This is a genomic window from Stenotrophomonas sp. STEN083 (genome assembly GCF_056759195.1).
Window position 1 is genome coordinate 1 of sequence record NZ_JBRRCU010000018.1, and the last position, 12,262, is coordinate 12,262.

Here is a 12,262-nt window from a genome sequence, read left to right on the forward strand (position 1 = left end):
CCCTGGGCGGGGGGCCCGGCTGGCCGTGAGTAATAGCGGGGGTGCCAAACCGGGGGCCCCCGCCGGGTTTGCCCCGCAAAACCCCTACTCTGGCCCCGGTTTTCCAATCCCCTTCTACTTCCTTGTGACCTGATGCGTGCCGACTTCTACCTGATTGCCAAGCCGCGCTTTCTCACCGAGCCACTGAAGCTGGTGTGCGAACTCGCGCGCAAGGCCAACGATGGCGGCCTGTACACGCTGGTACTGGCCCGCGACCAGGCCCAGGCCGAGGAGTTGGACGAGCTGCTGTGGTCGTTCGACCCCGACGCCTATATCCCGCACCAGATCATCGGCGAGGACGTGGACGAGGAAGAGGCCATCGTGCTGATCGCCACGCCGGGCGCCGAAGCACCGGAACGTCCGTTGGTAATCAACCTGCGCGACGAGCCCTATCTGGGTGCCTGCGACCGCGTACTGGAAGTGGTGCCGGCCGACCCCGCCGCACGTGAACCACTGCGTGAGCGTTGGCGCCAGTACAAGGCCGCCAACTACACGCTCAACAAATACGACATGTAAGGGATTACACGCATGCGCCTGCTGATTGCCATCCTGCTGCCGTGGCTGGCCTTTTTCACCATTGGCCGTCCGATTTCCGGCATTGTCTGTCTCATCCTGCAAATCACCTTGATCGGTTGGGTGCCCGCTGCCATCTGGGCTGCATACGCGGTCAGCCAGTACCACACCGACCAGAAGATCAAGCGCGCACTGGCGCGCTGATCCCTCCCCTCGCTCTTTCCGGTTTCCCCGCATGACCCAACTCGCCTCCAGCTACGACCCCAAATCCTTTGAAACCGCGCTCTATGAGTCGTGGGAGAAGGCCGGCCTGTTCAAGCCGTCCGGCAAGGGCGAGCCCTACACCATCCTGCTGCCGCCGCCGAACGTGACCGGCACCCTGCACATGGGCCATGCCTTCCAGCAGACCCTGATGGATGCATTGATCCGCTACCACCGCATGCGTGGCTACGACACGCTGTGGCAGGTGGGTACCGACCACGCCGGCATCGCCACCGAAATGGTGGTCAGCCGCAATCTGGCACTGGAAGGCAAGGGTGAAACCCGCGACTCGCTGGGCCGCGATGGCTTCATCGACAAGGTGTGGGAGTGGAAGGCACATTCGGGCAACGTGATCGAAGGCCAGATGCGCCGCCTCGGCACCTCCGCCGACTGGTCGCGCAGCACCTTCACCATGGACGCGGGCCCGAGCGAGGCGGTGATCGAGTCCTTCCTCCGCTGGCACGAGCAGGGCCTGATCTACCGCGGCCAGCGCCTGGTCAACTGGGACCCGGTGCTGAAGACCGCCATTTCCGACCTGGAAGTGGAGAGCGTGGAAGAAGACGGCTTCATGTGGTCGATCGCCTATGCGCTCAACGACGGTGCCAGCTATGAGCACGTCGAAGTGGACGCCGACGGCAACGAGACCCTGCGCGAAACCCGCAACTACCTCGTCGTGGCCACCACCCGTCCGGAAACCCTGCTGGGCGATACCGCGGTGATGGTGCACCCGGAAGACAGCCGCTACGCGCACCTGATCGGCAAGAGCGTGACCTTGCCACTGACCGGCCGCAGCGTGCCGGTGATCGGCGACGACTACGTCGACAAGGCGTTCGGCACCGGCGTGGTCAAGGTGACCCCGGCGCATGACTTCAACGACTATCAGGTGGGCGTGCGTCACAGCCTGCCGATGATCAACCTGTTCACCACTACTGCCACGCTCAACGAGAACGCCCCGCAGCAGTACCAGGGACTGGACCGTTATGCAGCACGCAAGGTGATCCTGGCCGAACTGGAAGACCTGGGCATCCTGGTCGAGACCAAGGCGCACAAGCTGCAGGTGCCGCGTGGCGACCGTACCGGCCAGGTGATCGAACCCTATCTGACCGACCAGTGGTTCGTGAAAATGGACGGGCTGGCCAAGCGCGGCCTCGAACTGGTCGAGAACGGCAGCATCAAGTTTGTGCCGGGCAACTGGATCAACACCTATCGCCATTGGATGGAGAACATCCAGGATTGGTGCATCAGCCGCCAGCTGTGGTGGGGCCACCGCATTCCGGCGTGGTTCGACGAAGCCGGCAACTGCTACGTCGGCCGCAACGAAGCCGACGCCCGCGCCAAGGCCGGGCTGGGCGCCGACGTGGTGCTGACTCAGGACAGCGACGTGCTGGAGACCTGGTTCTCCTCGCAGCTGTGGCCGTTCTCCACCCTCGGCTGGCCGAATGAAGCGGCGATGGCCGAGCGCGGTTTTGAGCGCTACCTGCCGTCGAACGTGCTGATCACCGGCTTCGACATCATCTTCTTCTGGGTGGCGCGCATGATCATGGCCACCGACAGCTTTACCGGCCAGATCCCGTTCAAGGACGTCTACATCACCGGCCTGATCCGCGACGGTCAGGGCCAGAAGATGTCCAAGTCCAAGGGCAATGTGCTCGATCCGCTGGACATCATCGACGGCATCAGCATCGACGACCTGGTTGCCAAGCGCACCCACGGCCTGATGCAGCCAAAGATGGCCGAGAAGATCGAGAAGGCCACGCGAAAGGAATTCCCGGACGGCATCATCGCCCACGGTGCCGACGCGCTGCGCTTCACCATCGCCGCGCTGGCCACCCACGGCCGTGACATCAAGTTCGACATGAGCCGCGCCGAGGGCTACAAGAACTTCTGCAACAAGCTGTGGAATGCCAGCCGCTTCACCCTGATGAACACCGAGGGCGCGAGCTTCACTGGCGTACCGATGCCGCGCACCGATGCCGAGCGCTGGATCCTTGCACGCCTGGCCAAGGTTTCGGCCGAAGCACAGCAGCACTACGCCGACTACCGCTTCGATCTATTGTCGCAAGCGCTGTACGAGTTTGTCTGGAACGAATTCTGCGATTGGTTCCTGGAACTGACCAAGCCGGCCTTGAACGGTGACAACGCCGAGGATGCGGCCAGCACGCGTCATACGCTGCTGTACGTGTTGGAAGCGGTACTGCGCCTGCTGCACCCGCTGACCCCGTTCGTCACCGAGCAGCTGTGGCAGCAGGTGGCACCGCGTCTTGGCATCAACGCCGAGTCACTGTCGTTGCAGGCCTACCCAACCGCGGAAGAGTTTGCCGGCGATTACGCGCAGGCCGAAGTCGACGTGGAATGGTTCAAGACCATGGTCAGTGCCCTGCGCCGCGTGCGCAGCGAATTGAACGTGCCGCCGTCCAAGCAGGTGCGTCTGCTGCTGCAGGGCGGACAAGCTGCTGACCGCAGCCGCCTCGACCGCTTCGCCTCGCAGCTGCGTTTCCTGGTGAAGCTCGAGAGCATCGATTGGTTGGCCGCTGATGCGGTGACGCCGCCGGCTGCCGCCGCCATTGTTGGCGAACTGAAGCTGCTGGTGCCGCTGGAAGGCCTGGTTGATCTGGACGCCGAGCGTGCGCGCCTGGACAAGGAAATCGCCCGCGTTTCTTCGGAGAAGGAGAAGAGCGAGGTCAAACTGTCCAAGTTCACCGACAAGGTACCGGCGGCGGTGGTCGAGCAGGAGCGTGTGCGCCTGGTCGATTGGAACAGCCAGTTGGCCGGCCTGCAGGAACAGCGCGCGAAGCTGTAAGGCTTGTTGGTTGCTGTTGTAGAAAACGCCGCCTCTGGGCGGCGTTTTCTTTTGTGCGTTGAGAATCAAAGAGCAGCGAGCGAAGAGCGCCCTCATCCGCCCTGCCGGGCACCTTCTCCCGCGCGCGGGAGAAGGGAGTGCAATGCGCCATGCACGCCTACGGGTTCGCTGAGTTGCTCGGGCTCAAGCGCGCAGTGCCGATTGCTCAGGGAGTCTGCCGGCCGAATAAATCTGTGCAATCCAATCCCTTCTCCCGCCTGCGGGAGAAGGTGCCCAGAGGGCGGATGAGGGGCCTTTTGGCCTTTTGGCCTTTTGGCCTTTTGGCTTTTTGGCTTTTTGGCTTATTGGCTTTTTGGCTTTTGGGTTTTGACCTTGCCTCCCAACAGCCCACCCCCAAATCCCAGCTACCCTCCCCAAGCACCCCAACGACAGAACCCAATGTCCCTCGGCATCTTCTGCGCGGTCCTGTTCGCCGCCCTGCTCCACGCCAGCTGGAATGCCATCGTCAAACTCGGCGGCGACAAGCTGCTGACCACGATTCTGGTCACCGGCTGGGCTGCTGTCCTGTCTGCAATCTCCTTACCCTGGTTGCCAGCACCAGCCGAAGCCAGCCTGCCCTGGCTCGCCGCTTCAGCTGTCCTGCAAACCGGCTATTACGTCTTGGTCGCCCGCGCATACCACAGCGCCGACATGAGCCTGTCCTACCCGCTGATGCGGGGTTGTGCTCCGTTGCTGGTTGCCATCGCCGGCACCTGGCTGTTCAACGAACACCTGTCTGCCGCCGCCTGGAGCGGTATCGCCCTGATCAGCAGCGGCATCCTGTGCATGGCCGGCAGCAGCACCGCCCGCAACATCCGCCTGCCGCTATGCATCGCCGTGGTCATTGCCATTTACACCCTCGTCGATGCACAGGGCGCGCGCCTGTCCGGCAACGCTTTGAGTTACACGCTGTGGCTGTTCCTGTTGTCCGGCCTGCCGTTGCCGATCTGGGCGCTGTTCGCCCGCCGCCAGCAGCTGGGCAGCTATCTACGCGGCAACTGGCAGCGCGGACTGGTGGGCGGTATCGGCACCACGGCGTCCTATGCAATCGCGCTATGGGCGATGACCACCGCGCCGGTTGCGGTGATCGCTGCCCTGCGTGAGACCTCGATCCTGTTCGCGCTGCTGATCTCGGCGCTGCTGCTGAAAGAGCACATCAGCCGCAAACGCATGCTCGCCGCAGCACTGATCATCGCTGGTGTAGTGCTGTTGCGCCTGGCGTAACCCAGACAAACCTCAGAGCGGCGGCATCACACTGATGTCGTCGTCCACCAGTTCCATCGCCATAACCAGCGCATCTTCGCGCCCACTCGCAGTCGGGTAGTACCGCGGGCGTCGGCCAATCTCGTTGAAACCTTCGCTGTGGTACAGCGCGATGGCCGAGGTATTTGACGGTCGTACTTCCAGGAACACCCGCAACGCGCCACGTTGCCGTGCAACCCGCACCAACTCGCGTAGCAGACGCCGGCCGTGACCACGCGACTGACACAGCGGGTCAACACAGACATTGAGTACGTGCGCTTCATCGACAGCAATGCTTAGCACGGCGTAGCCGACAATAGCGTCATCCTGCACCAGCACCCGGCAGGGATAGTCGGCGCGCAGGCAATCCTGGAAGATGCCGCGCGTCCACGGGAACGGATAGGCACGCAGTTCCACTTCCATCACCGCATCCAGGTCCCCTTCATGCATGGGGCGCAGGACCGACCCCAGCGCGGTCATTGCCGTGCTTTCCGCCGCAAACTGCGCAGCTGCGGCCACAGGGCACGCTTGGCGGCCGGATCGGCACGCAACTGGGCCAAGGGCCAGCTGTCCATCAGCGCCCGCGTTTCCGGCTCATTGGGATTGCAGCCAGAAGCACGCAACAAGGCGATCTGCAGGCGATCGGGCATCCCCAAGCCGCCGCTGCGACGACCACCACCCGGTGTAGCGGCAGCAAATACCGGCGCCGGCGCTGTGCTCGGTGCCTGCGGTGCCCTTGCGGCCGCGTCACGCGGTGGGGCAACAGCAACCGGCTTGCTCACCGCAGGTTGCGGCTGCGCTGCCAACTCCACCGCTACCGTAGCGGTATCAAAGGCTGGCGCAGCCACGGCTGGCGGCGCATCCAGCGCACTGCCTTGCAGATAAACGGTGTAGCCCATCGCCTGCAGCCATGCCTGCTGCTCGGGGGTCCACACCGGCTCGGGCGAGAAACCGATCACTGCACCTTGCCGGCCGGCTGCCGCCAGCGTTGCAGCGCCCACATCACCGGGCCGGAGAGCGCATAGATCACGCCAACCGCCAACAAGGTGCGCGCCGGGTCCAGTACCACGATGGAAATGATGATCGGCACCAGCGCCAGCACCACGAACGGTACGCGTTCCGAGCGCGGGCCCTTCTCGCTGCCACCCTTGAAGCTCCAGAAGCGGATCCGGCTGACCATCAACAGGCCGGACACGATGGTCACGCCCAAGGCCACATAGCGCAGTTCCTCACCGCTCCAGCCCAGCTCGCCATCGGCGAAGGCCCAGACGAAGGACATCATCAAACCGGCCGCAGCCGGACTGGCCAGGCCGACAAACCAGCGCTTGTCGACCGTGCCCACCTGGGTATTGAAGCGGGCAAGGCGCAGCGCCGCGCAGGCCGCATACAGGAAAGCCGCCGACCAGCCAACGCGGCCCAGCACGTCGCCATCGAATTTCAGAGAGGACAAGGCCCAGTGGTACATCACCAGTGCCGGCGCCATGCCGAAACTGACCAGATCAGCCAGGGAGTCGTATTGCACGCCGAATTCGCTGCTGGTACCGGTCAAACGCGCAACCCGGCCGTCCAGCCCATCCATCACTGCCGCTACGAACACGGCAATGCTGGCGTGGACGAACTGCCCGTTGGAGGCGGCAATGATCGCGTAGAACCCGGCAAACAGCCCGGCGGTGGTAAACAGGTTCGGGAGCAGGTAGATGCTGCGCGAACGCGGTGGTGGTCTCAATTCGTCCATACCGGAGAGTTTAATCGACTTGCCAGCCGCGTCACCGGGTGCTGCAATCGCTGTCTGCCCTGTTCCGGTGTCTGGAGTTGCCATGCTCACCCTGCCACGCCTCTGCTGCCTGCTCCTGCTCAGCACCGCTGCCACTGCCAGCGCCGCCAATCTATACAAGTGGAAGGACGCCAATGGCGTCACCCAGTACTCCGAGCGCCCGCCGGCCGGCAAGCAGTTTGAAACCCGCCGCATCACCGCCAGCGGAGCTTCTGTCGCCGAACCAGAGGCTGCGGCCGACGCTGGCGAGTCCGAGCAGTGCCTGGGTGCACGCAGGAATCTACAATTGCTGAACGGCAATGGCCCGGTCAGCCAGGGCGTTGGTGCCGATGGCAAGCCGGGCGCTCCGCTGGATGACGCCCAGCGCGCGGCGCAGAAGCAGCTCGCAGAGGCCGCCGCTGCGGTCTATTGCAAGCCTGCGCCGAAGAACTGAGCTGCTAGCTGACAGGAAAAACCGGGGTCAGAGTCGGGTTTTGCTTTGCAAAGCCCGACTCTGACCCCGGTTTTTCCCCCTACCCCGTTGGTGGCGGTGCGAGTGGGCTGCAAGGCTGGCAAAATAGGGGATCGTCCGTTTTGCGAAGCCCCCTGCCATGCGTCTTTCCCGCTTCCACCTGCACACCACCAAGGAAACCCCCGCCGACGCCGAGCTGGTCAGCCACCGGCTGATGCTGCGCGCGGGCATGATCCGCAAGCTGGCATCGGGCCTGTACACCTGGTCGCCGCTGGGCCTGCGGGTTTTGCGCAAGGTGGAAGCCATCGTCCGCGAGGAAATGAACCGCGCCGGTGCGGTCGAGCTGCAGCTGCCGACCATCCAGCCCAAGGAACTGTGGGAAGAAACCGGCCGCTGGCAGAAGTTCGGTGGCCAACTGCTGAAGATCAAGGACCGCAAGGAGCAGGAATACTGCTACAGCCCCACCGCCGAAGAAGCCATTACCGACTTCGCGCGCCAGGAACTGTCCAGTTACAAGCAGCTGCCGGTCAATTTCTACCAGGTGCAGACCAAGTTCCGTGACGAAATCCGTCCGCGCTTCGGCGTCATGCGCGCGCGCGAATTTCTGATGAAGGATGCCTATTCTTTCCATCTGGACGACGCCAGCCTGGTCGCCGAATACGAAAACATGAAGGCCGCCTACACCCGCATCTTCACCCGTCTGGGTCTGGAGTTCCGTGCGGTGCAGGCTGATTCCGGCGCAATTGGCGGCGATGCCTCACAGGAATTCCACGTGATCGCTGATTCCGGTGAAGACGCACTGGTGTTCTCCACCGGCTCGGATTACGCCGCCAATGTGGAGGCCGCCATTGCCGCCGACCCGGCAGCGCGCGCCGCCGCCAGCGAAGAACTGCGCAAGATCGATACCCCCACCCAGAAGACCTGCGAAGACGTGGCCGCGCTGATGGGCATCGCCCTGCGGCGTACGGTCAAGTCGATTGCGGTAATGACCACCGAGAATGAATTCGTGCTGGCCCTGGTCCGTGGCGACCACGAAGTCAACGAAATTAAACTGGCCAAGGTGGCTGGCCTCAATGATTACCGCATGGCCAGCGAGGCCGAGATTGCCGATTATCTGGGCAGCGAGCCGGGTTTCCTCGGCCCCTTGAACCCGCGCAAGGCGATCCGCGTGGTCGCTGACCGCGAAGTAGCGGCAATGGCCGATTTCGTGGTCGGTGCCAATGAGAAAGGTCTGCATATTGCCGGCCTCAACTGGGGCCGCGACCTGGCCGAGCCGGAAGTGGCCGATATCCGCAATGTCGTGGCCGGCGACCGGGCCCAGGACGGCGGCGAATTGAAGATTACCCGCGGTATCGAAGTTGGCCACGTATTCCAGCTGGGTCGCCAATATGCGCAGGCACTGAAGGCCACCGTGCTGGACCAGAACGGCAAGGCGGCGGTGATGGCGATGGGTTGCTATGGCATTGGCGTATCGCGCATTGTCGCTGCAGCCATCGAGCAGAACCACGACGACGCCGGCATTATCTGGCCGGTCAGCATGGCCCCGTGGCAGGCGGTGGTGTGCATGATCAATCCGAAGCAGGACCCGACGGTTACCGCAGCCGCCGAAGCACTGCTGGCCGAACTGCAGGCCGCCGGCGTGGATGCCGCACTGGACGACCGCGGCCTGCGCCCGGGCCAGATGTTTGCCGATATGGAACTGATCGGCATCCCGCACCGCATCGTGGTATCCGAGCGTGGCTTGGCTGCAGGCACGGTTGAATACCGCGCACGCAGCGCCAGTGAAGCAGAAAATCTGGACCAGGCCACGGTGATCAGCAAGATCATCGGCTGAGCCTAATCACCGGGGAAAACTGCTTATAACGCCGGGACATAGTCCCGGCGTTTTCATTTGCAGATAACATCGAAAACGCTATTAATCTGTCATTACCGTAACCAGCCCGGTATGCTTTGCTGCGCTGCCACGGAATGGCATACACCCCCAAACCCATTATCCGGAGTAGTTATTCGATGAGTATCGATCTGTCCCAGCTGTCGGCCAAAGAACTGGCCGTTCTGATTCGCGACGCCCAGAAGCGCAAGACCGTTGTAGCCAAGCGCCAGCCGATTGCCAAGGCTCGCGCCCTGGTTGCCGCCGCCGCCAAGAAAGCTGGTTATACCGTCGAAGAGTTGTTCGGCACCGGCGCTGCCGTTGCAGTGAAGGCCCCGCGTGGCGCCAAGGCCAGCAAGGGCGCAACCAAGACCGGCCGCAAGCTGCCCAAGGTTGAGCCGAAGTACCGCAACCCGGCCAATGCCGCTGAAACCTGGACCGGCCGTGGCAAGCAACCGCGTTGGCTGGCTGAGTACACCAAGGCAGGCCGCAAGGTTGAAGATTTCCTGATCCAGAAGTAATAACTCTGGAATATGGATTACAAAACGCCGGCAGTTTGCCGGCGTTTTAGTATTGCAATCCCTGTAAATACAGTAGTTGCAAATTCTTTCCAGCCACCACCTGCAGTTTGATGAAGAAGCGTGGTAGCCCCGGGTAAGCGCAACGCAGCAGAAAGCACGGTTCGGTTGGTCTTGCTGACCAACCGCGAATAGCCCCGGGTGCGCTGTCCACAGGCAGCGGTGGCCAAGCATGCAACATCAAGACAACGTCTGGCGAATGGCCTTGGCAGCACCCACAGCGGTTACAGGTTCTTGCGTGCCGGTGCCAGCAGATTGCCGAACAACAAGCCTGCCACCAGCGCCATCACCACATTGACCACGGTCAGCAGCGCCGATTCGCCGGCGCTCACATTCTGCTGTTGGATCAGGCTCAATACCCCACGCAGGCTGGTACTACCGGGCACCAGCATGATGATGCCGGGCAAACGGATGATCGCACCGGGGCGCTGCACGATGCGTCCAAACAGATTGCCAGCGGCAGTCACCGTCATCGCCGCCAGAAAGATACCGGCCGGCGCTCCCCACTGCTGCCCGCCATAGCGGGAAATCGCATAACCGGCGACCGAGGCGGCCATTACCCAGAGGTAATCGCGCCTGCTGGCGCGGAACAGCATGGCAAAGGCAAACGAGGCCACCAGCACCGAGCCCCATTCCACCCAGTTGGATTGCGGCCGCGAGGCGCGGATCACCGGCTCCAGGCCGATGGAATTGGCGATGGTCACCGCGATCATCGCGCCCACCGTGAGTTTCATGATGGTGGTCAGCGCACCGGCGAAGCGCGCCGTACCGGACACCCAATGCCCGCTGGCCAGTTCATTGACCGAGTTGGTCAACGCCATGCCGGGCAACAGCACCACCAGCGAGGCGATGATGGTGGAGTTCATGTTCAGCGGCCCGATGAAACTGGCCACCAACACCGCCACAAAGCCCGCCAGCAACGCCGCCAAGGCTTCGCCGGCCTCGCGGGTGGCGACGCGGCGGTCGGTATAGAACAACATCAGGCCGATCAGCAAACCGGTAATGCCGGCGGTGGCGATATCCAGCCACGGCAGCCGCCACAAACCGGCCACGCCGGCCGAGCCCAGGGTGAACGAGGCCAGCAGCTGGATCTTGCTGCGCAGGCCACCATCCTTGTCGAGCTGGCGCAGCGCGGTGTGTCCCTGTGCGATCGACATCTGTCCGGCAGACACGGCATCGGCGATCTGGTCAGCCATCGCCAGTTTGTGCAGATTGGTATCGCCCGGCCCCAGCCGGATCACACGGGTGATGTCGCTGGAACCGATGGCGCGGGTCGGGTCGCTGAAACTCAGGATCAAGCCGGTCGGGTTCGACCAAGGCTCGCAATCCAGATCCAACTGCTGCGCCAACGCCACCACCGCCGCCTCCAGACGCTGGGCGGTTGTGCCATAACTGTGCAGACGCCCAGCCATCTCCGAAACGAAGGCCACACGTTGCGCGTAGGTAGCGCGATTGGAAGCAGTGGCCGGGGCGGCGGCAAGGGTTTCGGCAGACATGGCCGCTAGTATCACCTGAAGCGGAGGAAATACTCATCCGGCTTGAAGGGCTGACGGGTTATTCTCCGTAGCCAATGGTCACCATGAAAGACATTCCCCCACCCGACTGCGTACTTCCCCCCGATGCGGATGGCCTGCTCAGGCTTTCCGGCAATTGGACGTTGGCCACCGCGCTGCGCTCGGGCGAGGTATTGCACGCCCAGACCGGAGCGGTAACCGGCATCGATGCGCGCAATATCGACCGGCTGGATTCGGCCGGGGTACTGCTGTTGCTGCGCTACGCGCACAAGCTGGGGCTGCCGGAAGATGCGCTGCAGTTCCGCGCCGACCACCAGGCGCTGGTCTGCACCATCGAGGAAGTCGCCGACGAGCGGCCCAAACCGCAACGCGATTTCGGCGTGGCAGCGGCACTGGATCGGCTTGGCCGCTCGGTACACGCGATCGCCGACAACGTGGTGCTGCTGGTCAATTTCCTCGGTGAGAACCTGGCCAAGATGGCGCGACTGCTGCGCCAACCGCGGCGCTTCCGGCTCACTGCGGCGGTCAACCAGATGGAAGAGGTTGGCCTGAACGCAGTTCCGCTGGTAGCGCTGCTGTCGTATCTGGTGGGTGCGGTAATCGCCTTCCTCGGCTCCACCATCCTGCGCGACTTCGGTGCGGAGATTTACGTGGTGGAGCTGGTCTCGATCGCCTTCCTGCGCGAATTCGCAGTACTGCTCACCGCCATCGTGCTGGCCGGCCGTACCGCCAGCGCATTTACCGCGCAGATCGGTGCGATGAAGGCACGCGAGGAAATCGACGCCATCCAGACCCTGGGCCTGGACCCGATCGACCTGCTGGTGCTGCCACGGGTGGTCGCACTGCTGATCATGCTGCCGCTGCTGACCTTCGTGGCGATGATCGCCGGTCTGGCAGGTGGCGTTACCGTGGGCGCCTTCGACTTGGGCATCCCGCCGCAGATGTATCTGGCGCGCATGCACGACACCATCGAGGTGCGGCACATGCTGGTTGGGCTGTCCAAGGCACCGGTGTTCGCGCTGATCATCGCGCTGATCGGCTGCCTGGAAGGCCTGAAGGTGGAAGGCACGGCACAGTCGGTGGGCGAACGCACGACATCCAGCGTGGTGCAGACGATCTCGCTGGTCATCATCCTCGACGCGCTGGCCGCGTTGTGGTTCATGCATATGGGCTGGTGAGGC

The 12,262-nt window shown here is 63.3% G+C and carries 11 protein-coding genes and 1 pseudogene; 8 read left to right on the top strand and 4 right to left on the bottom strand.

Going from position 1 to position 12,262, the window contains the following annotated elements; genetic code table 11:
* Positions 1 to 129 precede the first annotated feature (129 nt).
* The 4 genes from ACVOK8_RS07720 (at position 130) to ACVOK8_RS07735 (ending at position 4,876) form a co-directional block, all read left to right on the top strand.
* Entirely contained in the window at positions 130 to 555 is a 426-nt protein-coding gene (locus tag ACVOK8_RS07720) for a DNA polymerase III subunit chi (RefSeq protein WP_481513779.1), read from the top strand.
* 12 nt (positions 556 to 567) lie between these two features.
* A complete protein-coding gene (locus tag ACVOK8_RS07725) occupies positions 568 to 756 on the top strand; it encodes a YqaE/Pmp3 family membrane protein (protein WP_481513769.1) in 189 nt (62 codons plus the stop codon).
* A 31-nt stretch (positions 757 to 787) separates the two neighbouring features.
* On the top strand, positions 788 to 3,613 hold the full coding sequence (locus ACVOK8_RS07730) for a valine--tRNA ligase (RefSeq protein WP_481566324.1): 2,826 nt from the start codon (positions 788 to 790) through the stop codon (positions 3,611 to 3,613).
* 438 nt (positions 3,614 to 4,051) lie between these two features.
* Positions 4,052 to 4,876, top strand: a complete 825-nt coding sequence (locus ACVOK8_RS07735; protein WP_481566325.1) for an EamA family transporter — start codon at positions 4,052 to 4,054, stop codon at positions 4,874 to 4,876.
* Between the two features lie 12 nt (positions 4,877 to 4,888).
* Here ACVOK8_RS07735 and rimI read toward each other — a convergent pair whose 3' ends face one another.
* The 3 genes from rimI to pssA are packed head-to-tail and all read right to left on the bottom strand — an operon-like array spanning position 4,889 to position 6,629.
* Entirely contained in the window at positions 4,889 to 5,374 is a 486-nt protein-coding gene (rimI, locus tag ACVOK8_RS07740; RefSeq protein ID WP_481566326.1) for a ribosomal protein S18-alanine N-acetyltransferase, read from the bottom strand.
* Positions 5,371 to 5,793: an alanine acetyltransferase gene (locus ACVOK8_RS07745; RefSeq protein WP_481566366.1), complete on the bottom strand. Its 423-nt coding sequence runs from the start codon at positions 5,791 to 5,793 to the stop codon at positions 5,371 to 5,373. Before ACVOK8_RS07745 ends, rimI begins: the two co-directional genes overlap by 4 nt.
* A 56-nt stretch (positions 5,794 to 5,849) precedes the next feature.
* The gene (gene pssA, locus ACVOK8_RS07750) at positions 5,850 to 6,629 is read right to left on the bottom strand and encodes a CDP-diacylglycerol--serine O-phosphatidyltransferase (protein WP_481566367.1); all 780 of its coding nucleotides are present in this window, start codon (positions 6,627 to 6,629) and stop codon (positions 5,850 to 5,852) included.
* Between the two features lie 82 nt (positions 6,630 to 6,711).
* On the opposite strand from pssA, the gene ACVOK8_RS07755 reads away from it, so the two are divergent.
* From ACVOK8_RS07755 to ACVOK8_RS07765, 3 genes and pseudogenes are all read left to right on the top strand, one after another.
* Positions 6,712 to 7,101 (top strand): DUF4124 domain-containing protein, encoded by a 390-nt coding sequence (locus tag ACVOK8_RS07755; RefSeq protein ID WP_481566327.1) that lies wholly within the window; start codon positions 6,712 to 6,714, stop codon positions 7,099 to 7,101.
* Between the two features lie 157 nt (positions 7,102 to 7,258).
* On the top strand, positions 7,259 to 8,953 hold the full coding sequence (locus ACVOK8_RS07760; RefSeq protein WP_481566328.1) for a proline--tRNA ligase: 1,695 nt from the start codon (positions 7,259 to 7,261) through the stop codon (positions 8,951 to 8,953).
* Positions 8,954 to 9,129: 176 nt separating this feature from the next.
* Positions 9,130 to 9,507, top strand: a pseudogene (locus ACVOK8_RS07765) (H-NS histone family protein); the annotation flags it as partial.
* Between the two features lie 284 nt (positions 9,508 to 9,791).
* Here the strand turns inward: ACVOK8_RS07765 and ACVOK8_RS07770 are convergent.
* Positions 9,792 to 11,063 carry a threonine/serine exporter family protein gene (locus ACVOK8_RS07770; protein WP_481566329.1) on the bottom strand — a complete coding sequence of 424 codons (1,272 nt, stop codon included), beginning with the start codon at positions 11,061 to 11,063 and terminating at the stop codon, positions 9,792 to 9,794.
* A gap of 83 nt (positions 11,064 to 11,146) precedes the next feature.
* Between ACVOK8_RS07770 and ACVOK8_RS07775 the strand changes: the two genes are divergently transcribed.
* On the top strand, positions 11,147 to 12,259 hold the full coding sequence (locus ACVOK8_RS07775; protein ID WP_481566330.1) for an ABC transporter permease: 1,113 nt from the start codon (positions 11,147 to 11,149) through the stop codon (positions 12,257 to 12,259).
* Positions 12,260 to 12,262: the final 3 nt, after the last annotated feature.

What these genes read in the sequence shown, in the direction of transcription:
- ACVOK8_RS07725 (WP_481513769.1), top strand. Translation starts at nt 568, where the DNA reads ATGCGCCTGCTGATTGCCATCCTGCTGCCGTGGCTGGCCTTTTTCACC.
- ACVOK8_RS07730 (WP_481566324.1), top strand. Translation starts at nt 788, where the DNA reads ATGACCCAACTCGCCTCCAGCTACGACCCCAAATCCTTTGAAACCGCG.
- ACVOK8_RS07735 (WP_481566325.1), top strand. Translation starts at nt 4,052, where the DNA reads ATGTCCCTCGGCATCTTCTGCGCGGTCCTGTTCGCCGCCCTGCTCCAC.
- rimI (WP_481566326.1), bottom strand. Translation starts at nt 5,374, where the DNA reads ATGACCGCGCTGGGGTCGGTCCTGCGCCCCATGCATGAAGGGGACCTG.
- ACVOK8_RS07745 (WP_481566366.1), bottom strand. Translation starts at nt 5,793, where the DNA reads ATGGGCTACACCGTTTATCTGCAAGGCAGTGCGCTGGATGCGCCGCCA.
- pssA (WP_481566367.1), bottom strand. Translation starts at nt 6,629, where the DNA reads ATGGACGAATTGAGACCACCACCGCGTTCGCGCAGCATCTACCTGCTC.
- ACVOK8_RS07755 (WP_481566327.1), top strand. Translation starts at nt 6,712, where the DNA reads ATGCTCACCCTGCCACGCCTCTGCTGCCTGCTCCTGCTCAGCACCGCT.
- ACVOK8_RS07760 (WP_481566328.1), top strand. Translation starts at nt 7,259, where the DNA reads ATGCGTCTTTCCCGCTTCCACCTGCACACCACCAAGGAAACCCCCGCC.
- ACVOK8_RS07770 (WP_481566329.1), bottom strand. Translation starts at nt 11,063, where the DNA reads ATGTCTGCCGAAACCCTTGCCGCCGCCCCGGCCACTGCTTCCAATCGC.
- ACVOK8_RS07775 (WP_481566330.1), top strand. Translation starts at nt 11,147, where the DNA reads ATGAAAGACATTCCCCCACCCGACTGCGTACTTCCCCCCGATGCGGAT.